Source organism: Streptomyces sp. NBC_00654, from assembly GCF_026341775.1.
Classification (GTDB): Bacteria; Actinomycetota; Actinomycetes; order Streptomycetales; family Streptomycetaceae; genus Streptomyces.
In genome coordinates this window covers 2,329,027-2,352,386 of record NZ_JAPEOB010000002.1, presented here as the reverse complement: position 1 = coordinate 2,352,386, position 23,360 = coordinate 2,329,027, and the positions used below count along the sequence as shown (strand labels likewise).

At 73.0% G+C, this 23,360-nt stretch carries 19 protein-coding genes and 1 riboswitch; of the genes, 7 read left to right on the top strand and 12 right to left on the bottom strand.

The window, feature by feature from the left end; translation table 11 throughout:
- Positions 1-211 precede the first annotated feature (211 nt).
- The gene (locus OHA98_RS30680; RefSeq protein ID WP_266930301.1) at positions 212-2,431 is read left to right on the top strand and encodes a bifunctional glycosyltransferase 87/phosphatase PAP2 family protein; all 2,220 of its coding nucleotides are present in this window, start codon (positions 212-214) and stop codon (positions 2,429-2,431) included.
- A gap of 326 nt (positions 2,432-2,757) precedes the next feature.
- Here OHA98_RS30680 and OHA98_RS30675 read toward each other — a convergent pair whose 3' ends face one another.
- Complete coding sequence (locus OHA98_RS30675; protein WP_266930299.1) at positions 2,758-4,011, bottom strand: cytochrome P450; 1,254 nt, start codon at positions 4,009-4,011, stop codon at positions 2,758-2,760.
- 352 nt (positions 4,012-4,363) lie between these two features.
- Here OHA98_RS30675 and OHA98_RS30670 point away from each other — a divergent pair, with 352 nt between their 5' ends.
- The gene (locus OHA98_RS30670) at positions 4,364-5,542 is read left to right on the top strand and encodes a steroid 3-ketoacyl-CoA thiolase (protein ID WP_266930297.1); all 1,179 of its coding nucleotides are present in this window, start codon (positions 4,364-4,366) and stop codon (positions 5,540-5,542) included.
- A 135-nt stretch (positions 5,543-5,677) separates the two neighbouring features.
- Here the strand turns inward: OHA98_RS30670 and OHA98_RS30665 are convergent, their stop codons facing one another.
- The 7 genes from OHA98_RS30665 to OHA98_RS30635 all read right to left on the bottom strand — a co-directional run bounded on the left by OHA98_RS30665 (position 5,678) and on the right by OHA98_RS30635 (position 13,748).
- Positions 5,678-6,118 carry a transglycosylase SLT domain-containing protein gene (locus OHA98_RS30665; protein WP_266930295.1) on the bottom strand — a complete coding sequence of 147 codons (441 nt, stop codon included), beginning with the start codon at positions 6,116-6,118 and terminating at the stop codon, positions 5,678-5,680.
- 384 nt (positions 6,119-6,502) lie between these two features.
- Positions 6,503-7,348: an ECF transporter S component gene (locus OHA98_RS30660; protein ID WP_266930293.1), complete on the bottom strand. Its 846-nt coding sequence runs from the start codon at positions 7,346-7,348 to the stop codon at positions 6,503-6,505.
- Complete coding sequence (locus tag OHA98_RS30655; RefSeq protein ID WP_266930292.1) at positions 7,345-9,195, bottom strand: ABC transporter ATP-binding protein; 1,851 nt, start codon at positions 9,193-9,195, stop codon at positions 7,345-7,347. Before OHA98_RS30655 ends, OHA98_RS30660 begins: the two co-directional genes overlap by 4 nt.
- Entirely contained in the window at positions 9,192-10,337 is a 1,146-nt protein-coding gene (locus tag OHA98_RS30650) for an energy-coupling factor transporter transmembrane component T (protein ID WP_266930290.1), read from the bottom strand. Before OHA98_RS30650 ends, OHA98_RS30655 begins: the two co-directional genes overlap by 4 nt.
- The gene (locus OHA98_RS30645; protein WP_266930991.1) at positions 10,334-11,017 is read right to left on the bottom strand and encodes an SCO2322 family protein; all 684 of its coding nucleotides are present in this window, start codon (positions 11,015-11,017) and stop codon (positions 10,334-10,336) included. The genes OHA98_RS30650 and OHA98_RS30645 overlap by 4 nt, the downstream gene beginning before the upstream one ends.
- A gap of 56 nt (positions 11,018-11,073) precedes the next feature.
- Entirely contained in the window at positions 11,074-12,330 is a 1,257-nt protein-coding gene (locus OHA98_RS30640) for a prenyltransferase/squalene oxidase repeat-containing protein (RefSeq protein WP_266930288.1), read from the bottom strand.
- Positions 12,331-12,455: 125 nt separating this feature from the next.
- A riboswitch (cobalamin riboswitch) is annotated at positions 12,456-12,530 on the bottom strand.
- Between the two features lie 180 nt (positions 12,531-12,710).
- Positions 12,711-13,748 carry an MBL fold metallo-hydrolase gene (locus OHA98_RS30635; protein WP_266930286.1) on the bottom strand — a complete coding sequence of 346 codons (1,038 nt, stop codon included), beginning with the start codon at positions 13,746-13,748 and terminating at the stop codon, positions 12,711-12,713.
- 292 nt (positions 13,749-14,040) lie between these two features.
- Between OHA98_RS30635 and OHA98_RS30630 the strand changes: the two genes are divergently transcribed.
- From OHA98_RS30630 to OHA98_RS30610, 5 genes are all read left to right on the top strand, one after another.
- A complete protein-coding gene (locus OHA98_RS30630; protein WP_266930284.1) occupies positions 14,041-15,501 on the top strand; it encodes an aldehyde dehydrogenase in 1,461 nt (486 codons plus the stop codon).
- Positions 15,501-15,734, top strand: a complete 234-nt coding sequence (locus OHA98_RS30625; RefSeq protein ID WP_266930283.1) for a ferredoxin — start codon at positions 15,501-15,503, stop codon at positions 15,732-15,734. Before OHA98_RS30630 ends, OHA98_RS30625 begins: the two co-directional genes overlap by 1 nt.
- 133 nt (positions 15,735-15,867) lie before the next feature.
- Positions 15,868-16,383, top strand: a complete 516-nt coding sequence (locus OHA98_RS30620; protein WP_266930281.1) for a hypothetical protein — start codon at positions 15,868-15,870, stop codon at positions 16,381-16,383.
- A gap of 155 nt (positions 16,384-16,538) precedes the next feature.
- Positions 16,539-17,336, top strand: coding sequence for a 3-hydroxybutyrate dehydrogenase (locus OHA98_RS30615; protein ID WP_266930279.1), 798 nt, complete (start codon positions 16,539-16,541; stop codon positions 17,334-17,336).
- 125 nt (positions 17,337-17,461) lie between these two features.
- Positions 17,462-19,465 (top strand): GAF domain-containing protein, encoded by a 2,004-nt coding sequence (locus tag OHA98_RS30610; RefSeq protein ID WP_266930277.1) that lies wholly within the window; start codon positions 17,462-17,464, stop codon positions 19,463-19,465.
- Between the two features lie 125 nt (positions 19,466-19,590).
- On the opposite strand, the gene OHA98_RS30605 is transcribed toward OHA98_RS30610, so the two are convergent.
- The 4 genes from OHA98_RS30605 to OHA98_RS30590 are packed head-to-tail and all read right to left on the bottom strand — an operon-like array spanning position 19,591 to position 23,328.
- Positions 19,591-20,508, bottom strand: coding sequence for an alpha/beta hydrolase (locus OHA98_RS30605; protein WP_266930275.1), 918 nt, complete (start codon positions 20,506-20,508; stop codon positions 19,591-19,593).
- Positions 20,505-21,638 carry a branched-chain amino acid ABC transporter permease gene (locus tag OHA98_RS30600; RefSeq protein WP_266930273.1) on the bottom strand — a complete coding sequence of 378 codons (1,134 nt, stop codon included), beginning with the start codon at positions 21,636-21,638 and terminating at the stop codon, positions 20,505-20,507. The genes OHA98_RS30605 and OHA98_RS30600 overlap by 4 nt, the downstream gene beginning before the upstream one ends.
- Entirely contained in the window at positions 21,635-22,522 is an 888-nt protein-coding gene (locus OHA98_RS30595; RefSeq protein WP_266930271.1) for a branched-chain amino acid ABC transporter permease, read from the bottom strand. Before OHA98_RS30595 ends, OHA98_RS30600 begins: the two co-directional genes overlap by 4 nt.
- Entirely contained in the window at positions 22,522-23,328 is an 807-nt protein-coding gene (locus OHA98_RS30590) for an ABC transporter ATP-binding protein (RefSeq protein WP_266930990.1), read from the bottom strand. Before OHA98_RS30590 ends, OHA98_RS30595 begins: the two co-directional genes overlap by 1 nt.
- Positions 23,329-23,360 lie beyond the last annotated feature (32 nt).

Sequence of the window (23,360 nt, the reverse complement as noted above, 5' to 3'; positions counted from 1 at the left end):
GGGCCGAGCTCCTGCGCGAGTGCCGAATCCCTTGCGTCAGGGCCGAATCCCCCGCGTGAGCGGAGGCGTGACATGCCGACGGAACATGCCATTCGCGCATTCTTTCGGACAAATGCGTGATGACAGTCAGGCGAAGAGGGGGTTGATTGTGTCTACCTCATAGGGCAATGCGAGGCTTCATCCGCACGTCCCCGAGTCGAAGGGGCAGTGCATGAAACGGTGGGAGGGTCGGCGCAGCGTGGCGAATGCGGATCACAGTGTGCGCGGGAACGCAGCCACGGACACGGAGTCGAGGACCGGGTTGATCCGGGCCGTGCTCTGGCTGGTCGTGGCCGTACTGGCGGTACGGCAGATGGCGGTGGTGCTCCGGCAGCCGCCGGGCGAACGCCTCATGGACCTGGAGACATGGATCGGGGAGAACGGGGTCCTGCACGTGCCGGGCTCGCTGTACGACTCCGACCGGTTCACCGGGACGCCCTTCGCCGGGCTGGTCCTCAAACCGCTCACCGCCTCGGCCGAACAGGCACTCGGCGTCGCGTGGACCTTCGGCTCCCTGCTGCTGGTCGCCGCCCTCGGCCTCGTCGCGGCCCGCGCCCTGCCGGCGCCCGTCGGCCGCCGTACGACCCTGTTCGCCGCGCCCCTGGCGATCAGCCTGCTCATGCTGTCGCTGCCCGTGCGCAACGCGCTGTATCTCGGCCAGACCAGCATCCTTCCCGTTCTCCTCGTCCTGCTGGCCTGCTTCGTGGTCCGGGGCGAACGGGCGTCCGGCGTCCTGATCGGCATCGCCGCCGCCCTCCAGCCGACCGTCCTGCTGTTCGCCGCCCTGCTCTGGCTGACCGGCCGGCGCCGGGCCGCCGCGACGGGCGGTGCGGCCTTCGCATTGGGCACCGCGGTCGCCTGGGCGGCGATGCCGCACGACTCCTGGACCTACTGGGTCCACCATGTCGCGGGAGCCGGACTCGGTGAGCGGCCGGACAGCCTGGCCAACCAGTCGCTGCACGGTGCGCTGCTCCGGCTCGGCCTGTCGGGTCCCCTGGAGGTCGCCCTCTTCCTCGCCCTGGCCGCCGTCGTCGTCGTGCTCGGACTGCGGCGCGCGGTGCGGTACGCGCGGGACGGCCAGCTCCTCCTCGCCGTCGCCGTGACCGGCTGCGTGGTCGTCGCCGTCTCGCCGACCGCCTGGCAGCACCAGCTGCTGTGGGTGCTCCTCGCGGTGGTCGGCAGGGTCGGGAAGCGGGCCGCCGACCGGCTGGTCTGGCCGGCCGTCGTGGTGCTCGTGCTCACGCTGCCCGGGAAGATGCTGCTGCCGAACATCGGGGCCCTCCTCCCCGTACGGGACAACGTGCTGCTCCTGGCGGCGCTCGGGGCGGCCTGCGTGGCGCCGTTCCTGCCGCGCACCTCGCCGTACTGGCAGCGGCCGATCCCCACCGAGTACGCGAAGCCGGTCGCGGCGCGCTGGAGCCGCGTGCCGCTCCTGCCCTTCTGGCGCCGGGTCTTCAGCCGTCCCAACCTGCTGCTGGAACTCCTGCTGATCCGGGTCGTCTACTCCGCGTACGCCCAGGTCAGGCTGGCGGCGACCGCCGGCCGGGCCACCGCCGAGGAGCACGGCCGGCAGATCCACTCCATCGAGCAGTGGCTGCACATCGACATCGAGCACTGGGTCAACCACGCGGTCGTGGAGATCAACTGGCTGCGTGAGTTCTTCGACTACTACTACTCGACGTTCCACTTCATCGTGCCGCTGACCATCCTGGGTGTGCTGTACGTGCGCCGGCCCGCGGACTACCGCTGGGTCCGCAGCTCCATCGGGTTCGCCACGCTGCTCGCGCTCGTCGGCTTCTGGCTCTACCCGCTGGCCCCTCCGCGCCTCATGCCGGGCCTCGGGTTCATCGACACGGTCCACGGGGTGCAGGACTTCGCGAAGCCGGACTACGGGACGCTGACGACGGTCACCAACCAGTACGCGGCGATGCCGTCGCTGCACTTCGGCTGGTCGCTGTGGTGCGGTGTGGTGATCGTGATGCTGGCGCCGAAGATGTGGATGAAGGCGCTCGGGCTGCTGCACCCGCTCTTCACGGTCTCCGCGATCGTGGCCACCGGCAATCACTGGGTACTTGACGCGGCCGGCGGCGCGCTGGTCGTCTCGCTGGGCTTCGGGCTGACGTACCTGCTGTCGGGGCCGCGGAAGCTGCGGTCGGGGACGGCGGGGGAGTCACGGCCGGAGGACGGGGCGAAGGTCCCCGCGGCAGTCGGTACGGAGGCCGGGGAGGAGGTCGGAACGGAGGCCGGGGAGGCGAAGAGCGAGGTGGCTCCCGCACTGGCTTCCGAGCCAGCTTCCGAGCCAGCTTCCGCACCGGCTTCCGCACCGGCTCCCGCACCGGCTTCCGAGCCGGTGCCACCGGTTTCGAAAGCGGGCGCGGGCGGCAAGCAGTAGGCCGCCCCGCCACCGTCGACCGCCACCACCACCGCAGGCCGAAGGGGTGCCAGGACGTATCACCGTCCCGGCACCCCTTCGGCGTGGATCGCCGCGCCCCCAGCATCCGCCACGACCGGCCCCTCCGCCACTCGAACGGCTCCCTACGACGGCTCCGAGGGCCCAGGTGGCGACGGCGGGGAGCTGCGGCTCCGGCAGATCCAGCAACAGCGGGCCGCCGACGGCGAAGGCGATCAGCGGCTGGAGCAGGGTCTCTCGGCCCTGCCGTTCCGGTGGGTCCGGCGCACCGGCATTCCGGTGGGCCTGCGGCCGTTCGCCGGACGGCGTCAGCCGGTGGACACCGTGCCGACCTGGAGCTGCTTGATGCCGTTGAGCCAGGCGGAACGCAGCCGCCGCGGGTCCTCCAGCAGGCGCAGATCGGGCAGCACGTCCGCGATGGCGTTGAAGATCAGGTTGATCTCCATCACGGCCAGGGACTTGCCGAGGCAGAAGTGCGGACCGCCGCCGCCGAAGCCGAGGTGCGGATTGGGATCGCGGGTGATGTCGAACGTCTCCGGGTTCTCGAAGACCTCCGGGTCGTTGTTGGCGGAGGAGTAGAACAGCCCGACCCGGTCCCCCTTCTTGATCCGCTGCCCGCCCAGCTCCAGGTCCTGGGTGGCGGTCCGCTGGAAGGAGACCACGGGGGTGGCCCAGCGGACGATCTCCTCGGCCGTCGTGTCCGGGCGCTCGTTCTTGTAGAGCTCCCACTGGTCGGGGTGGGTCAGGAAGGCGTGCATGCCGTGGCTGATGGCGTTGCGGGTGGTCTCGTTGCCGGCCACCGCCAGCAGGATCACGAAGAAGCCGAACTCGTCGGAGGAGAGGTTGCCCGTGCCCTCCGCCGCGACCAGTTGGGAGACGATGTCGTTGGCCGGGCACTCCTTGCGGGCGGCCGCCAGGTTCATCGCGTACGAGACGATCTCCATGGCCGCCTCGGTGCCGACCTCCTCGGTGATCGCGTACTCCGGATCGTCGTACGCCGCCATCTTGTTGGACCAGTCGAAGATCTTGGACCGGTCCTCCTGGGGTACGCCGATGAGTTCGGCGATGGCCTGGAGCGGGAGTTCCACGGCGATGTTGGTGACGAAGTCGAAGGAGCCGTCGTCGTCGGCGGAGGCGAGGGCCGTCTCGACGATGGAGCGGGCCCGGCTGCGGAGCGCCTGCTCCAGTGACCGTACGGCACGGGGAGTGAAGCCGCGCTGGACGATCTGGCGGACCCGGGTGTGCTCCGGCGGGTCCATGTTCAGCATGATCAGCTTCTGGACCTCGATCTGGTCACGGCTGATCGTCTCGTTGAAGCGGATGACCGCGGTGTTGGTGCTGGAGGAGAACAGTTCCGGGTGGGTGGAGACGTACTTGACGTCCGCGTGGCGGGTGACGGCCCAGTAGCCCTCGTCGTCGAAGCCGGAGATTCCGGCGGGCTGGGTGCACCACCAGACGGGCGCGGTCTGCCGCATCCGGGCGAACTCCGGGTGGGGAACCCGGGCCTGGAGCAGGTCCGGATCGGTGAAGTCGAAACCATCGGGCAGATGGGGGCAGCGCATGGGCACCTCTCCACTCCAGATCTGGCAGCGAACTGTCTGACGACCCATCAGAAGTTGCCCGAAAGGTAGTAACGAGTTCTACAAGTGGCAAGGGGGTTGGCCGGATCTGTTTCCCCTGATGGCGCGGAGGGGTGTGGTCGGGGGCGTAATCGGGGGCGCGGAGGAGTCGTGGCGGGGTTGTGCGGCAAGTGGGGCGCGCGTGAGGTGCGTGCGGCGTACGCGAAAGGTGCGTGCGCGCCCCTTGCGTACCGGGGGTAAGCGTCATAAGACTGCTTGCAGAACTAGAACGCGTACTAGTTCCTTCCGTGGGTGCCGGGACGCCCCAGCGGAAGTGCGAGGAGAGGACGAGCTCATGGCCGCGGAACCCGTCATCGTCGAAGCCGTACGCACCCCCATCGGCAAGCGCCAGGGGGCGCTCGCCAATCTGCATCCCGCCTATCTGCTGGGCGAGACCTACCGAGAACTACTCGGCCGCACCGGCATTCAGGCCGACTGCGTCGAACAGATCGTCGGCGGCACGGTCACCCATGCCGGTGAGCAGTCCATGAATCCGGCCCGCAACGCCTGGCTGGCCGTGGGGTTCCCGTACGAGACCGCCGCCACCACGGTGGACTGTCAGTGCGGTTCCTCGCAGCAGGCCTCCCACATGGTCGCGAACATGGTCGCGGCCGGGGTCATCGATGTCGGCATCAGCTGCGGTGTGGAGGCGATGTCGCGCGTACCGCTGGGCAGTGGCTCCAAGCACGGCCCGGGAAAGCCGTGGCCGGACGAGTGGAACATCGACCTGCCCAATCAGTTCGAGGCCGCCGAGCGCATCGCCCGCAAGCGCGGCCTGACCCGGGAGAAGGTCGACGCGTTCGGGCTGCTCTCGCAGGAACGGGCCGCCGCCGCCTGGGCCGAGGAGCGCTTCAAACGCGAGACGTACGCCGTCCAGGTGCCGACCACCGAGGAGGAGCAGGCGGCCGGTCAGGGCATGTGGCGCCTCGTCGACCGTGACGAAGGGCTGCGGGACACCACGCTGGAGGGGCTCGGCGGGCTCAAGGCGGTCATGCCGACCGCCATCCACACGGCGGGCAACTCCTCACAGATATCGGACGGGGCCTGCGCCATCATGTGGGCCTCCAAGCGGATGGCGCGGGCCCTCAAGCTCAAGCCGCGGGCCCGGATCGTCGCACAGGCGCTGGTGGGTTCCGACCCGCACTTCCATCTCGACGGACCCATCGACGCGACCCGCGCGGTGCTGGGCAAGGCGGGGATGTCGCTCAAGGACATCGACCTCGTCGAGATCAACGAGGCGTTCGCCTCGGTGGTGCTGAGCTGGGCGCAGGAGTTCGACCGGGACCTCGACGGGCTGGAGAAGGTCAACGTCAACGGGGGAGCGATAGCCCTCGGCCACCCGGTCGGCGCCACCGGGGCCCGGCTGATCACCACGGCCCTGCACGAACTGGAGCGCCGGGACAAGGAGTTCGCGCTGATCACGATGTGCGCGGGCGGCGCGCTGGCGACGGGCACGATCATCCAGCGGCTGTAGGCACGGGCGCCGGCCGGGGCCACAGACGCCTGCTCGCGGGTGCCGGTGGGAACGCCGGAGTCCCCGGCCGGAATCCGGTCGGGGACTTCACGCGTCATTCCGCCGTGTGCGTCACGCGGTGGTGCGGCAGCCGGCTCAGTACCAGCCGTTGGACTGCCAGAAGTTCCAGGCGCCGCACGGGCTGCCGTAGCGGTCCTCCATGTAGTCCACGCCCCACTTGATCTGGGTCTTGGGGTTGGTCTGCCAGTCGGCGCCGGCCGAGGCCATCTTGGAGCCGGGGAGGGCCTGGACCAGGCCGTAGGCGCCGGAGGAGGCGTTGGAGGCGTTCACGTCCCAGCCGCTCTCGTGCTCCACGATCTTGTGGAAGCACTGGTACTGGGAGTTGTCGCCGATCATCTGCTTCGCCGTGGCCTGCGCGCTCGTGGCGGACGTCGGCGCGGCGGCCGGAGCGGCAGCCATCGCGGGGGAGACGCCCAGGGCCAGGCCGGTGGCGCCCAGCAGTACGGCGGCACCGCCGACAGCGGCCTTGCGGCGGGCGGTGCGGGGCTGGGTGAGGATGGTGCGGGCGAACGACACGGGAGACCTAACGTCGGGGACGGGGGAGTCGCGGCCGGTCGGGACCGGATGGCGGCCGGTGACCGTACGGCGGCCGTGGGTCGGAATCCGTGGGCCGGAATCCGTGGACCGGAGTCCATGACCGGCGCTTCGCACCCTGCGAACCTCGGTCCGGCGGGCGGACCCTGTGGTGCTCGGCGACGAGATCCATGGTTAGCGGCGCCGTCCGGCCGGTGCAACGGCCCCTGGTACGACCTCGCCTCGCAGTCCGGGACCAAGGTCCCGTATCGGTATGAACCGCATCAGGCCAGGTCGTTACGGGTGTGAGGGGTGTGATGGGGGCGAAGGGTAGCGTTCAGGATCTACTGCCCCCGGTAGTGGAGGACCAAGGTCCTGTGGGGTCCTTCACCCCTTCGGGGCCTCGAATGTGACCTGGGCCTCGAAGGCGGCGCGGCGGGTGGCCCGGCGCAGCGCCCTCAGCAGGGTGGGCCCGACCGCGAGCGTCAGGGCCACCGTGAGCACGGCCCGGCCCAGGTCCCAGCCGAGCGAGGTAGCCGTGCAGTACGCCAGGAAACGGACCAGGTTCTCGGACAGCGGGTCGCCCGCCACGAACGAGATGCCCGAGCCCAGCCCCGTCACGATCGTCCAGCCGTACAGGTTCATCACCGTGCCGTACGCGAACGCCGCCACGCAGCCGTAGGCCGACAGCATCAGCAGCTCCGCCCGGCCGCGCAGCCGGTCCGGGCCCGGCAGCAGCCCCGCGCCCATCGTGAACCAGCCCATCGACAGCATCTGGAACGGCATCCACGGGCCCACCCCGCCCGTGAGCAGCGCGGACGCGAACATGGTCACCGCGCCGAGCACGAAGCCGAAGCCCGGCCCCAGCACCCGGCCGCTGAGCACCATCAGGAAGAACATCGGCTCCAGGCCTGCCGTCCCCGCCCCCAGCGGCCGCAGCGCGGCACCGACCGCGGCCAGCACCCCCAGCATCGCGACCGCCTTGGCGTCCAGGCCGGAGTCGGCGATCATCGCCACGACCACCCCGACGAGCAGCGGAAGCAGCGCCCCGAACAGCCACGGCGCGTCCTGCGAGTGCGCGAGGCCGAACTCCTCGTCGGCGAGCAGCGGCCAGCCGAAGGCGCCCACACCGATCGCGCTGATCAGGACGAGCGCGGCGATCGCCCGGGGGCCGAGCCGTACCGGCCGCGCCCGGTGGCCGGTCGGAGCGGATCCGTTCGTCGCGCCCGTCATGCGGTGTCCTCCAGCGCCCTGCGTACCTGTGTCACGGTCAGCCACTCCTGCGGGGCCAGCACCTTCGCGGTCTGCGGGGCGAACGCGGGCGAGGAGACCACGACCTGCGCGGTCGGGCCGTCAGCGACGACCTCCCCGTCGGCGAGGATCACCACCCGGTCGGCCAGCTCCGCCGCCAGCTCCACGTCATGGGTCGCCAGGACGATGGCGTGTCCCCCGGCGGCCAGGCCGCGGAGCACACCGACCAGCCGGGCCTTGGCCGCGTAGTCCAGACCGCGGGTCGGCTCGTCCAGGAGCAGGAGCGGGGGACGCGCGGTGAGGACGACCGACAGGGCCAGCGCGAGCCGCTGGCCCTCGGAGAGGTCGCGGGGATGGGTGTCGTCCGGTACGTCGGGCAGCAGCTCCGAGACGAGGGCCCGGCAACTGCCCGCCGGGGCGCCCGCGTCGGAGTCGGCGGCGGCGCACTCGGCGGCCACCGTGTCCGCGTACAGCAGGTCGCGCGGTTCCTGCGGGACCAGCCCGACCCGGCGCACCATCTCGCGCGGAGGTGTACGGGACGGTGCCAGACCGCCGACGAGGACGGTTCCCGAAGTGGGTTCGATCATGCCGACGAGCGTGGCGAGCAGGGTGGACTTCCCCGCGCCGTTGCGGCCCATCAGCGCCACCGTCCCGCCGGGGGCCAGCGCGAGCGACACCCGGCGCAGCGCCTCGACCCTGCCCCGCCGGACCCCCAGGCCGTCGACCCGGGTCACCGGGCCGGCGACGGCGTCCTGTGCGGCGGCGGGGCCCCTGCGGCCCAGCAGCCGGGCGAGCGGCCCGCGCCGTCCGCCACCGGGGAGCGGCGGCGTCGCGGACGGCGTGGGGGATGTGGGCGGCGCGGAAGACGCGGGGGACTTCGCCGACGTGCGGGACACGTCGAGGGGGCCGTCCGCCCCACCGTCGGCCCTGCCGTCCGCCTCCCTGTCCGCCCCGCCGTCCGCCTCCCCGGCCGAGGCGGCCGGCGCACCGCGCCCGCCCGCCGGCGGCGCCACCCACGCCAGCCGGTCCCGCAGCCCCGCGGCCCGCCGCCGGGCATCGCGCACCGACAGCGGCAGCGGGTCCCAGCCCGCCAGCAGCCCCAGCTCGGCCACCGGCGGGCGGACGGGCGACACCGTCATCATGTCGGCGGGCGCGCCCAGCACCGGCGCGGCGCCGGGGGACGGCAGCAGCAGGACCTGGTCCGCGTACTGCACCACCCGCTCCAGCCGGTGCTCTGCCATCAGAACCGTCGTCCCCAGGTCGTGCACCAGCCGCTGGAGCACGGCCAGCACCTCCTCGGCCGCCGCCGGGTCCAGCGCGGACGTCGGCTCGTCCAGCACCAGCACCTTCGGGTGCGGAGTGAGCACCGAGCCGATCGCGACCCGCTGCTGCTGGCCGCCCGACAGTGTGGCGATCGGCCGGTCGCGCAGCTCCGCCAGGCCCAGCAGGTCGAGCGTCTCCTCGACCCGGCGCCGCATCACCTCGGGGGCCAGGCCCAGCGACTCCATCCCGTACGCCAGCTCGTCCTCGACGGTGTCGGTGACGAAATGGGCCAACGGGTCCTGGCCCACGGTGCCGACCAGATCGGCGAGTTCACGGGGCTTGTGCGTACGGGTGTCCCGGCCGCCGACCGTGACCCGGCCGGTGAGCACCCCGCCGGTGAAGTGCGGCACGAGCCCGGACACAGTGCCCAGCAGCGTCGACTTGCCGACCCCGGACGGGCCGACGAGCAGCACCAACTCGCCCTCGGGCACGGTGAGATCGACCCCGGACAGAGTGGGTGAGCCCACGCCCTCGTACCGCACGGAAACCTGCTCGAACCTGATCACGCCTGCTCCTTGGAGCCGTTGGGGGACGGCGGTACCGGCGCGACCAGAGCGGGCAGCAGCCCGATCAGCACCGCGGCGGCGGGCCACAGCGGCAGCACCGGGGCGACCAGGGGGACGACCCCGGGGTGCAGCGCGTCCGGGTCGACGCCGTTTGCCCGGATCATCGCGGCCGCGACCGCCGCACCCGAGCCCGCCACCAGCCAGGCCCGCGCCCCCCACCGGTCCGGGCGGTAGCGGGTCCGCACCGAACGGCGCCCGCCGAGCCGCAGCCCCGCCATCGCCGCGACCAGCCCGATGAGCAGCAACGGCATCCCGTACACCGCCCCTTGCGAGGCCAGCAGCCCGTATGTGCCCGCGCACACCCCCAGCAGACCGCCGAGGGTGAGGACATTCGTGGTGTGCCGGACGGCGGGCGGCACCTGGGCGCTGCGCCCGTAGCCGCGCGCGTCCATCGACGCCGCCAGCGCGACCGAACGCTCCAGCGCGCCCTCCAGCACCGGCAGCCCGATCTGCGCGACGGCCCTGATGCCCCCGGTCGGGCGGCCCCGCAGCCGGCGTGCGGTGCGCAGCCGCATCACATCGGCCACCATGTTCGGCGCGAAGGTCATCGCGACGACCACGGCGACCCCGGCCTCGTACAGCGCGCCCGGCAGCGACTTCAGCAGCCGGGCCGGGTTGGCCAGTGAGTTCGCCGCGCCGACACAGATCAGCAGGGCCGCCAGTTTGGCCCCGTCGTACAGCGCGAAGACCAGTTGCTCGGCGGTGACCCGGCCGCCGATCCTGACGCCCTGCGCCCAGTCGGGCAACGGCACCTCGGGCAGCGTGAACACGGTGTGCGTGCCCGGGACCGGCGAACCGAGGAACACCGAGAACAGCAGCCGCACCCCGACGACGAACAGCCCGATCTTGATGAACGCCCCGTACGAACGGGCCCACGGCGCGTCCGTACGGCGGGCCGCCACCACATAGCCCGCCACGCCGACCAGCAGCCCGAGCAGCAGCGGGTTGGTGGTCCGCGAGGCCGCCGTGGCCAGCCCCAGCGCCCACAGCCACCACGCCCCGGCGGGCAGCGCGTTGCCGCGGTCGGCCTCGGGCGCACGCAGGGAACGGTGGAGCCGGGCCATGCCGGTGGAGCGGGTCATCGGCGGCGGCGGGCCTGGAACACGGCGGCGATCCCGAGCAGCAGTACGGCACCGATGCCGACGAGCAGACCGGCCGAAGGGCCGCCGCCGCCCCCGCCGTCCCCTTCCCCGGCGTCGCTGTCGGCGTCGGACGCGGCGGATGACGAGGCCGCGGGCGACTTCTTGCCGCCGTCGCCCGACACCTCGTCGCCGCAGCCCGCTGCCGGGTAGCCGGAGATCGCGCAGAGCATCGCGTCACTGCTGTACCGCAGCGGCTTCGCCACCGAGGCGAGTGCCTCCGCGCTGGAGGCGTCCGGTCCGACCTGGGCACACGCGGTGCGCAGGGCGGGCGGGGTCCCGCCGTCCGGGGCGTCCGCCGCCGTACCGGGGTCGATCACGAGCGCGACCCGCTTGCGGCCGTCCTCGGCGGGAGTGCCCGCACAGATCGCCCCGAAGTCGGGGGCCCGGCGGGGCTGGGCCGCGTCCTTGGAGTCCTGGCTCACGGCGAACCGGAAGCCCTGCACCGTGCCGTCGTCCGGGCGGACCAATGAGGGGCCCTGGGTGGCGTACTCCCAGTTCTTGCCGTTGCCCTCCCAGAACGACCAGTAGCGGTAGCCCGCCGCGTGCGCGGTCCCGGCACCGAGCAGCGTCGAGGCGGCGGCGACCGCGAGCAGCAGCGCGACACTCAGTACGGTGCTCAGCGCGACACTCGGCGCGGTGCTCCGTATCCGGTGCGGTGCCGGGCCTCCGGTACGCCTCACAGCTTCGGGGTCTTCCGGCGCATGCTGATCAGGAAGCCGATGCCCACACCGAAGACGAGGCCGATGCCGATCAGCCATCCGACGCTGAGGGCGCCGTCGTCGCTGCTGGTGTTGCCCTTCGGCTGCTGGCCGTTCGCGGTCGGTGAGGGGGCGGCGGTGGCCGCGGGCGCCGGGCCGGTCGCGTTGAGCTGCTTGACGAGGTCGACACCGCCGAAGTCACGGGCGGCGGCGCCGGTCGCGTGCGCGGCGAAGATCAGCTGGGCGGTGGCGGCGGGCCCGCCCTGCTTCGCCCAGCTCTTCGCGTTCTTCTCCAGCCACCGCACCGACGCGGCCGCCTTGTCCTTGTGGCCGGAGGCGGCCAGCGCGACGACCGCGTCCGCCGTGTTGCCGAAGTCGGGCTGCGGGGAGGTGTCCTCGGCGCCCGGCATCGGCGGCAGGTCCAGATGGGGCGACGAGGCGAGGACGCCCGCGAGGTAGTGGGCGCCGTTCTGCGCCGCCTGCTCGGGGGTGAGGTCGGTGCCCTTCTGGCAGACGGGGTCCTTCACCGCGTTGGAGTTCCCGGCTGCCATGCCCTTGCCCATCGCGCCGAGCACCGCGGCGGCCGTGGCGTCCGCGTTGGCGGTGAGTCCGCCGTCCTTGCCGGGCTGGTAGGCGAATGCGCCGCCGTCCTTGCCGCCGCACGGGATGGCGAAGCTCCGGAGCGCGGTGTAGGGGGTACGGCCCCCGGCCGTGGTGACGTCGGCCAGCGGTGTGCCCGCCCGGGAGAGGGCGCCGATCACGATGGCGGTGGAGTTGGCGTCGCTCGGGCTGCCCGCGTTGTACCCCCAGCCGCCGTCCTCGTTCTGGACCGACCGCAGCCAGCTGGCCCCGTTGTCGACGGCCTCGCGGTGCACGTTCAGCTCGACGAGCGCCTGCATGGCGGCGGCGGTCGCGTTGGTGTCCATCACGGTCGACGCGTCGCACGGCTCGGCGGTGTCCCGGTACGCGGGGAAGGCGCCGCTGTCGCACTGCTGGCCCACCAGCCACTCCACCGACCGGGTGGCGGGTGTGACGTACTCGATCTTCTGCGCGAGCAGGGCCAGCGACTGCCGCCAGACCCCGTCGTACGTCGGGTCCCCGGTGCCGTACAGGCCCGGCGGCAGCTCGGCCGGTGCGGATGGTGAAGGGCTCGGTGCGGCGACCGCGGCGGGGGCGGCGGCTGCCAGGAGTACGGCGGTGGTCGCGAGCGCGCAGACGCTGCGTCGTACGTTCATGGCTGGCTGGGCCTCTCCTGAGAGGGCCGGGCACGGGCACACCGAGGCACCGGGCTCCGGCCCCGTATTCCTCGACGGTGCCGGCCACCGGGGTCCCGGTGGCACGAGCCGGTCACGCTCCGCCAGGGTGGTCCGGCTCACCGCCGGTGAAGCGGCTCACGGTTGCGCGGTCAGCGCCGGATTCGCACCGGCTTCCCCCTGTACGGGCATGATGACGACCTGCTCACTCTACCGGGGCGCGCGGGGCCCGCTCCCAGGCACGTCCGGAGGGCTCCCTCACACCGCGAAGCGCCTGTGAGGCACCCCACGCCGCGAAGCGCCTGCGGACTACCAGGGCGTGTGTCGAAAGTCCCGCCTGGCACCCCACGCCGCGAAGTGCCTCACACCGCGATGTACGTCACCGGCTCGCTGCCCGTCACCGCCTCCGCGCGCCCCAGCTTCACCAGGCGGCGCAGATGGGACTCGGCCTCGGAGACGGCGATGGACCTGGAGGCGGGCGGGATCTGCGCCCAGGGCCGGTTCCACTCCATCCGTTCGGCCAGCTGCCACGGGGTGAGGGGCACGGCGAGCAGCGCCAGCAGTCCCGTCAGCCGCTCCTCGTGGTGGTCCAGCAGTTCCCTCACACGACCCGCGGCATCCGTGAACGCGTACTGGTGCGCGGGCAGCACCTCGGCGACCCCGAGCCGGCCGATCCGTTCCAGTGAGTCGAGGTAGTCGCCGAGCGGGTCGGTGACCGTGGTGTCGTCGGGGTCCTCGTACAGCCCGATGTGCGGGCTGATCCCGGGCAGCAGGTGATCGCCGGAGAACAGCCGCCCCCGGCCGGGCAGCCCCGCCGGGTGGTCCTCCTCCAGATGGAGGCAGACATGGCCGGGGGTGTGCCCGGGGGTCCAGATCGCCCGCAGCCGGCGGCCCGCGAGGTCCAGCAGCTCACCCGGCACGATCTCCCGGTCCGGCAGGGCGGCGCGCAGTCCGGGCACGGTGCGCGCCCGGCCGCGGGTGCGGGCGGCGCGCAACGGGGCGAGGTGCTCCTCGGGGGCGCCGACCGCGGCGAGCTTCTCCGTGAGATACGCCAGCCAGGTCCCCGGTTCCGAGGAGCGGGTGCGGCGCACGATCGCGGTGTCCGCCGCGTGCATCGCGATCCAGGCCCCGGACGCTTCGCGGACCTGGCCGGACAGGCCGTGGTGGTCCGGGTGGTGGTGGGTGATGACGACACCGTGGATGTCGGTGACGGCGACACCAAGCGCGGCGAGCCCCCCGACGAGGGTGTCCCAGGCCTCCGGGTCGTCCCAGCCGGTGTCGACGAGGACCGGCCCCCGGTCGGTGTCGACGAGATGGACGAGGGTGTGGCCCAGGGGATTGTCCGGGATCGGGACCTTGATGCTGTGAACGCCTCCGCCGTGGTCGGTCACCTGCGTCATGGGCTCCCCATCTCTGTGCGGAACTGAGTGGAACTGAGCGGAACTAGGTGGAACTGGATGGAACTGTGCTGAACCAGGCGGATCCGAGGGGGGCTGAGCGGACGTCCGCCGGACGGCTCCGGCGGCTCCGTGATCCCTCGGTGTGCGCCGGCCCCACTGTAACGAGAACTTGTTCCAGCCGTGGACTCCTGGAACGGTAGCTGGTATCAGTTCTGACACCTAGTCAGATGCGTACGCGGATGTGTCCGCCGGGTGCGCAGTCGGGTAGTGCCGGTCGCGGGAGGCAGCAGCCATGACGGAGTTCGTGGAGCACGGAAAACTGTTCATCGGCGGGGAGTTGACCGAACCGCTCGGCAGCGGCGTCATCGAGGTGATCTCCCCGCACACCGAACAGGTCATCGGCCGCGTCCCGCACGCCTGCGAGGCCGACGTGGACCGCGCCGTCAGCGCCGCCCGCCGGGCCTTCGACGAGGGACCCTGGCCCCGGATGACCGTGGACGAGCGGATCGAGGTGATCACCCGGATCAAGGACGCCTTCGCCGTACGCCACGAGGAGTTCGCCCGCCTCATCAGCGCGCAGAACGGCACCCCGTACAGCTCCAGCGTCATGGTCCAGGCGCTCGCCGCGATGATGGTGTGGGACTCGGCCATCACGGTCGCGCGTTCCTTCCCGTACGAGGAGCGGCGCGACGGGGTCCTCGGCCCGCTGCTCGTCCGCCGGGAACCGGTCGGCGTCGTCGCGGCGGTCGTGCCGTGGAACGTCCCGCAGTTCACCGCCGCCGCCAAACTCGCCCCCGCCCTGCTCGCGGGCTGCTCCGCCGTGCTCAAGGTCTCGCCCGAAACCCCGCTGGACGCCTATCTGCTGGCCGAGATCGCCGCCGAGGCCGGGCTGCCGGAGGGCGTCCTGTCGATCCTGCCCGCCGACCGCGAGGTCAGCGAGTACCTGGTCGGACACCCGGGCATCGACAAGGTCTCCTTCACCGGGTCGGTCGCCGCCGGACGCCGCGTCATGGAGGTCGCCTCCCGCAATCTGACCCGCGTCACCCTGGAGCTGGGCGGCAAGTCCGCCGCCGTGATCCTCCCGGACGCGGATCTGGACGCCGCCGTCGCGGGCATCGTCCCCTTCGCCTGGATGATCAACGGCCAGGCGTGCGTGGCCCAGACCCGTATCCTCGCCCCGCGCTCCCGGTACGAGGAGATCGCCGAGGCGTTCGCCGCCGCCGCAGGAGCGCTCCGGATCGGCGACCCGCTCGACCCGGCGACCGAACTCGGCCCGCTGGTCGCGCGGCGCCAGCAGCAGCGCTCCCTCGACTACATCCGTGTCGGCCAGGAGGAAGGCGCCAAGATCCTGACCGGCGGCAGCCGCCCGGCCTCCCAGGAACGCGGCTGGTACGTCGAGCCGACCCTGTTCGGCGACGTCGACAACTCCATGCGCATCGCCCGCGAGGAGATCTTCGGACCGGTCATCTGCCTGCTCCCGTACGGGGACGAGGAAGAGGCGGTCCGGATCGCCGGCGACTCCGAGTACGGGCTCAGCGGCAGCGTCTGGACCGCCGACACCGAACGCGGCATCGACATCGCCCGCCGGGTCAGGACGGGCACGTACAGCGTGAACACCTTCAGCCTCGACATGCTCGGCCCGTTCGGCGGCTACAAGAACTCCGGCATGGGGCGGGAGTTCGGCCCCGAGGGGTACGGCGAGTACTTCGAGCACAAGATGATCCACCTGCCGGCCGGATACCAGGGGGCGTGATGGGAGACCGCTGGCATGTGGAGGTCGACCGGAGCGTCTGCATCGGCTCCGGCATGTGCGTGAACCACGCCCCGGACGGTTTCCGGCTGGACTCCGCCCGGCAGTCCCACCCCGCCGACGCGTCGAGCGACGCCAACGAGAGGATCCTGGCGGCGGCGGAGGGCTGCCCCGTCGAGGCCATCACGCTGACGCTGCTCGGCTCGGGCGAGGTGGTGTTCCCGCCGGAGGACTGAGGGCCGTTCCGCGGGCCGGGGCCGCGATGTCCGGCCGGTAGGGGCTTCCCCGCCAGGTCAGAGCCGTGCGAAACTCCGGAAAAGATCGCACGGGCGCCCGCCCGGAGGCGAACGACCGGGCGGGGAAGCACCTGTGCGTACGACAAGAGCGGCGGCGCTGGCCGCCATAGTGAGCGCGGCACTGATCGGCACTGCGGGCTGCGGCCTGGTGGACCAGGACACCCGGAGCGCGCCGAAGCCGCCTCCGACGCCCACCACACCGTTCACCAAGGAGGCGGTGGCAAACGAGGTCGGCGCGGCGGCGGACGCCTCCGGGCTGCCGCCGGGCGACGACTCCACCGCCGGAATGCCCGAGGGCGAGTGGCAGTCCTGCGTGGCGCCCTGGATGGCCGACGCCCCCGAGGCGGACGCCGCCGACGCCTTCGCGGCGACCGTCAAGACCCTGCGGAAGCGGGGCTGGAAGCTCACCACGAGCCGCGCCGAACAGGACGTCACCTTCCGGACCCTCACCAAGCGGGGCTGGAAGGTGTACGCCCGCCACTACGCGATGGACGGCTTCGGCGCCGAACAGCCCGTGTCGCTCACCGCGGTGAAGGACGGGTGCGAGCTGCCCGAGGAGATCAAGGGCGACTTCCAGGACACCCTCTGACCCGGTGACCGGTGACCGGGGCAGGACGGCCCGCGGCCCGCGCCGTCGCTTCCCGGGCCCGCCCCGCACCATGTACGCCGCCACCATGTCCGCGTACGAGGGTGTGTGCACCGGCGCCGTGTGATGAGGGCCGCGCCGTCCCTACCGTGACGGCCATGCAGACTTCCCCGCGCCCCGACCGGGCCCACGCACCCCTCCCCGCAGCCGACCGGTCCCTGGCCGGGCGGGCCGCCCTGGTGACCGGAGCGGCGAGCGGCATCGGACGGGCCTGTGCCGAGGCCCTGGCCGCCGCGGGCGCCCATGTACATGTCGTGGACAAGGCCGCCGAGCCCGCGAAGGCGCTGGCGGAACGGATCGGCGGCACGGCCTGGGTGATCGACCTCGCGGCGCCCGGGACGGTGGACACCCTGCCCGCCGACGTGGACATCGTGGTCAACAACGCGGGCCTCCAGCATGTGGCCCCGGTGCACGAGTTCCCGCCGGACCGCTTCGCGCTGATCCACCGGGTGATGGTGGAAGCGCCGTTCCGCATCTTGCGCCGCACGCTGCCCGGCATGTACGAACGCGGCTGGGGACGCGTCGTGAACATCTCCTCCGTCCACGGACTGCGTGCCAGCCCCTACAAGTCGGCCTATGTGTCGGCCAAGCACGCACTGGAAGGACTCAGCAAGGTGGTCGCGCTCGAAGCGGCGGAGCACGGGGTGACGAGCAACTGCGTCAGCCCCGGCTACGTACGCACGCCCCTGGTGGAGGACCAGATCGCCGCGCAGGCCCGCACCCACGGCATCTCCGAGGAGGAGGTGGTGGGCCGGGTGATGCTGGAGCGCAGCGCGATCAAGCGCCTGATCGAACCGGCCGAGGTCGCCGAGGCCGTCCTGTGGCTGTGCGGGCCGCGTACGGGGCACATCACCGGCACCTCGCTCTCCATGGACGGCGGCTGGACGGCCAACTGACCCCGGCCGGGCCACCGGCGGCCCTCCGCGGGCCCGCAAGCCCGCAAGCCCGCAAGCCCGCAAGCCAGCAGGCCCGTGCTACCCCCCATCCCTTCCGTCCCGCCCTCCCGAGAACGCTGGCGCCCATGTCCGGACCCTCCCCTTCCCCCGCCGCGCCCTTCCTGCGCCGTCTGCTGGACCTGCTGGCCGACGACGCGCCCGCCGAGGCGCTGGGTGCCGTCTCCTCGGAGGCGAGGGCGGCCGGGGTGCGGGCGGACGAACTGGCCGAGGTGGAGAAGGCGGTCGCCACCGCCCTGCGGATCAGGGGCGCCCTGCGGCAGCACCGGCGCCGGGAACTCCAGCTCACGGCCCTCTTCGACACCGCCGGGGACCTGGCCGCCTCCCGGGACCTGGACGATGTGCTCAACGCGATCGTGCGCCGGGCCAGGATGCTGCTCGGCACCGACACCGCCTACCTCACGCTCCCCGACGAGGAGGCCGGGGACACCTATATGCGGGTCACCGACGGGTCCGTGTCCACGGTCTTCCAGCGGCTGCGCCTCGAACTCGGCGAAGGGCTCGGTGGTCTGGTCGCCCAGACGGCGAGCCCGTACGCGACCCCCGACTACGGCACCGACGACCGCTTCCGCCACACCCGCGACATCAACGCCGGAGTGCTCGCGGAGGGGCTCGTCGCCATCCTCGGCGTGCCCCTGCTGCTCGGCTCCAGCCGGGGCGGTACGGGAAAGGTCATCGGCGTCCTCTTCGCCGCCGACCGTGCCCCCCGGGTCTTCGGCCCGGACGAGGTCGCCCTGCTGTGCTCACTGGCCGCGCACGCCGCGATCGCCATCGACACCGCCCGCGCCCTCGCCGACACCCGTGCCGCCCTCGACGAACTCGCCGGGGCCAACGCGGAACTGGCCGGGGCGAACGCGGCCGTCCGGGAACACTCGGCCGCCATGCGGCGCGCCGAGGAGTCCCACGACCGGCTCACGGACCTGGTGCTGCGCGGCCGGGACGTCAAGGATGTCGCCGCCGCCGTCGCCGGGCTGCTGAACAGCCCGCTGACCATCCACGACCCGGGCGGCCGGCCACTGGCCGCCGTCCGTCCCGACGGAGCGGGGTTCGCCGCCGACAGCATGGACGCCGGCTGGCTGGCGGAGACGGCCGAGGAGTCCCGCGCCGGGGCGCGTGCCGTCCACCGCGGCGGGCGCGTGATCTGCGCGGTGCTGGCCGGGCAGGAGCTGCTGGCCGGACTCGTACTGCACCGGCGCGAACCGCTCGACGACTCCGACCGGCGCCTGTTCGAACGGGCCTCCGTGGTCACCGGCCTGCTCCTGCTGATCAGACGCACGGTGGCCGAGACCGAGAACCGGATCAGGGGCGGGCTGATCGGCGATCTGCTGAGCGGCGCGGAACGCGACCCGGCCGGACTCGCCGAACGCGGCCGCCGTCTCGGTATCGACCTGGACCGGCCCCATCTGGTGCTCGTGGCGGAGGCCGGTGTCCGCGAGCGGCTGGCCTCCGCCGCCATGCGGTACCTGTTCGGCGGCGACATCCACGGAGTGAGCGCCGAACACGCCGGAAAGGTCGTCCTGTTGATCGAGTGCGGGACGGACGGTGCGGCGGAGGGGCGGCCCGTGGACGACGGCGGGCCCGGCGCCGGAGAGGCGGCCCGCGCCGCGGCGGCCCAGCTCGGCCAGCTGGTCCAGGCCCCCGTCACCGTCGCGGCCACGGGCCCCGCCCGGGGCCCGCGCGAACTGGCCGCCGCCTGCCGGGAGGCGACGCGCTGTCTGCGGGCCATGCGCGCGCTGGGGCGTACGGGCCAGGGAGCGTGCGTCGACGAACTCGGCTTCCTCGGCGTGGTGCTGGGCGACGCGCAGGACGTCGACGGTTTCGTCGATGCCACGCTGGGGCCGTTGCTGCGGTACGACGAGCGGCGCGGCACGCATCTGGTGCGCACGCTCGCCGCGTACTTCGGTGCGGGCGGCAGTCTGATCCGGGCGAAGGACGAACTGCACGTGCACGTCAACACGGTGGTGCAGCGGCTCGACCGGATCCAGATCCTGCTGGGGCGCGACTGGAACGAGCCGGACCGGGCGCTGGAACTGCAACTCGCCCTGCGTCTGCACGGGCTGTCGGGCGCCTGACCGCCGGACGGGCGGGGACGGGGGGATGACCGTACGGCAGCGGGGCGGCGGCCACCGCGCGGTCGGCCGCCCCCGCCCCGTACACCCTCACGCGCCCCGCCCCCTGCACCCTCTCGCCCCCGTCCTCAGCCGCCCGACCCCTCCGGGCGCACCGCCGCCAGCAGGTGCCGGGCCACCTCCCCGGCCCCCGCGTCCCCCGTCAGCAGCGTGTAGTGGTTCACGTCCGGTACCGCCACCGCCCGTACGCGGGTGTCCTGAAGGCCCGCCGCCGCCAGCCGGGAGGCGTCGTACAGGCCCTGCTCCTCGTCCATCAGTCCCCGTGCCGCCCACAGCAGGGTCGCGGGGCCCGGCAGCCGGTGGACCGCCGCGAGGACCTCGTCGTCGAACAGGCCGATGCCGTCCGCGCGTACCGCCTCGATCCGGCACGTGGAGCGCAGTTCCGGCTCCTCGCCCGTCAGGTCGCGCTGGATGTACGCGTCCACGTCGGCGGACCACGCCCCGGCGAACGCGGGGTGCGCCTGCCAGAACGCCCGGTACGCGGCACGGTCGGGGAACGTCATCGACAGCCGGTCCATGGCCGGGCCGATCACCGCGGTCATGAGTTCGTCGGGCGACAGATGGGTGGGGGCGGGGAAGCCGAACCCGCCGTCCACCAGGACCGGCGGGCCGAACAGCGCCGGATGCCGCACCGCGGCCAGCGCCGCCACGAAGGCGCCCATCGAGTGCCCCGCCAGCGCCACCCGGCCGCCCCCGGGAGCGAGCGCGCCGGCCAGTGCCGCCGCGTCGTCGGCGTGCGCCGCGATCCCGTACGGCTCCGGCAGCCCGCGGCTCCCCGCCCGGCCGCGCAGATCCGGGGCGACCAGCGTGACCCGGCCCGCCAGCCGCCGGGCCACCGGGCCCCAGGAGAGCGCGTTGGCGGTGATCCCGTGCAGGGCCATCACCACCGGCGCACCGGGGTCGCGGGCGGGCCAGCGCAGTACGGCCAGGTCGCCTCCGGCGACAGGGACCCGGAGCTCCTCGTGCAGCGGTGTGTACGTGGTCATGGGCGTCGGTTCTCCTTCGTGGTTCCCCGCGGCGGGGCCGGCCGGGACGAGAGGCGCGAGGGCAGCCGGGCGAGGCCGCCGGGCAGCAGATGTACCACGGCCACGAACACCACGCCGAGCAGGAACAGCGGCTGGGAGAGCGGAACGCGCAGCACGGCGGGCAGGTCGGCGACCGCTCCCGACCCCGCGAGGTCGCCGAGGCGGTGATCGGCCCAGGTGTAGAGGATGCCGCCGGCCATCGGCCCCCAGCGGGTGCCCGATCCGCCGAGCACGACCATCACCAGCAGGGACAGCGTGAAGTCGGACGTGGTGGTCTGCGGGGTGGAGCCGCCGGTGAGCAGCAGATGGACCAGCCCGCCGAGCGCGGCCAGCGCACCGGCCAGGACGAAGGCCGTCAGCTTGAAGCCGTACGGCCTCAGGCCCAGGACCTCCACCCGGCGTTCGTTCTCCTTGATGCCTTCCCAGACCCGCCCGGTGGGGGAGCGGACCGCCCAGTGGACGACGCCGAGGGTGAGGACGAGGTAGGCGAGCGAGACCCAGTAGAGGTTCGCCGTGTGCTCGATGCCCACCAGCGCGGAGGGCAGCAGGTCGGCGGGGGCCGCCCGGCCCTCCTCGCCGCCGGTGATGCCGCCGGGGTCGCGGGCGACCAGGAGCGAACCGGCCTGGGCGAAGGCGAGCGTCACCATGGAGAAGCCGATTCCGGTGACCCGCAGGCTCACCGATCCCAGCACCACGGCCAGCGCGATCCCGAAGCAGAGGCCGAGGACGGCCGACAGGGCGAACGGCAGCCCGGCCTCCAGCAGGAACATGTTGGTGGCGTAGCTGCCCGCCGCGAAATACAGCGCATGGCCGAAGGAGAGCAGTCCGGTCCGGCCCAGCAGCAGGTCGTAGCCCGTGGCGAGCGCGCCGAACAGCAGGCAGGTGGCGAGAAGTTGGAGGCTGCCGGGACTGCCGACCGGACCGTCCAGCAGGCCCGGCAGGGGCAGTGCGCTGTACGGGGCGACGATCAGGAGCGCCAGGGCGGCGGCGGGCCACCAGCGCAGCAGCCGGGCCGCGGCTCCGGGCGCCCCGGACGGGGCGGCCGCGGGGGCGGGGCCGGTGTGTCTCTGTGTCTCGGTGGCGGTGCTCACGCGAGCCTCCCGGTCAGTCCGCTCGGGCGGACGAGCAGCAGCGCGGCGAGCAGGACGACGACCGCCAGGTCGCCGAGGCCCGCGGCGGTGTAGTAGTTGGCGAACTGCTGGACCAGGCCGATGACGACGGACGCCACGGCGGCGCCGGTCACCGATCCCATGCCGCCGGTGACCACCACCACGAAGGCGAAGATCAGCAGCGAGGTCCCCTGCCGTGGGTCGACGGAGCCGAAGTACAGCCCGCCGAGCGCCCCGCCGAGCGCGGCGGCGGCACCCCCGATGGCGAAGACGAGGGTGAACGCCCTGCGGACGTCGATGCCGAGCGCGGTCACCATGGCCCGGTCCTCGACGCCCGCCCGGACGACCAGACCGTGCCGGGTCCGGCCGAGGAAGAGCCGCAGCGCCAGCAGGACGAGGACGGCCGCCGCGATCAGCACCAGCCGGTTGACGGGGACCTGCGCGCCCAGCAGCCCGAAGGTGCCGGACAGCGCCCGCGGCCCGGGGAACGTCAGCGCGTCCGGGCCCCAGATGCCGGACAGCAGCGCGGGAACGGCGAGCCCCACCCCGACCGTGGCGAGGACCTGTTCGCGCGGCCGGGTGTACAGCGGGCGCACGACGGCGAGTTCCAGCACGACGGCGGCGAGGGTGCCCACCGCCGTACCGAAGAGCACGGCGAGGACGAAGCCCGCCCCACCGCTTCCGGCGCCGGGCAGGTTCCCGGACGCGGCCCACCAGGTGCCGTACGCCCCGATGGACAGCAGCGCCCCGTGCGCGAAGTTGAGCACATCCATCAGGCCGAAGATCAGGGAGAGCCCCGACGCGATGAGGAAGTAGAGGGCTCCCAGACCGAGTCCGGTCATGGTGAGCAGAACGATGGTGGACATCAGGAATCCGCCTCCGCGGTCGGGGAAGGGGCGGGGGACGCGGCGGTGGCGCCGGCGCCGGGTGCGTGGCGGCTGCCCACTCCCAGCAGCCGGCGGGCCGCCTCCGCGTCGTCCAACAGGGCGCCGGCCGGGCCCTGGTGGGCCGTGCGGCCGTCCGCGAGCACCACGCAGCGCCCGGCCAGCCTGCGGACGACGGCGAGGTTCTGCTCCACGAGCAGCACCGGCACCGCCTCGGCGGCCCGCTCCAGCACCTGGGCGACCTCGGTGACGACCCTGGGCGCGAGCCCCTTGGTCGGTTCGTCCGCGATGATCAGCGCGTTGCCGTTGAGCAGGGTGCGGCCGATGGCCACCATCTGCTGCTGGCCGCCGGACAGTGTCCCGGCCAACTGCCGGGCCCGGCGCTTGAGTTCGGGGAACAGTTCATGGACGAGCGGATAGTCGGGGCCGTCCGCGCCGGCCCGTTCGGCCAGCCGCAGGTTCTCCGCGACGGTCAGCGAGGCGAAGATCCCGCGGTCCTCCGGGGCGTAGCCGATGCCGCGCCGCACCAGGGTGTGCGTGGGCAGCGTCACGGTCTCCTCGCCGTCGAGCCGTACGCTCCCGTCGCGCGGGACGAGCCCGAGGATGCCGCGTACGGTCGTCGTCTTCCCGGCACCGTTGCGGCCCAGCAGCGCGGTCACCCCGTGCCGGGCCACATCCAGGTCGACGCCGTGCAGGATGTGCCGGCCGCCGATGAGCACCCGCAGGTCCCGCACGGCGAGCAGGACATCGGGGCCGGGCGCCGTGTTGCCGGGCTGTGTGCCGCGCATCTCCGTGCCGCCGGTTTCCGTGCCGCGCGGTG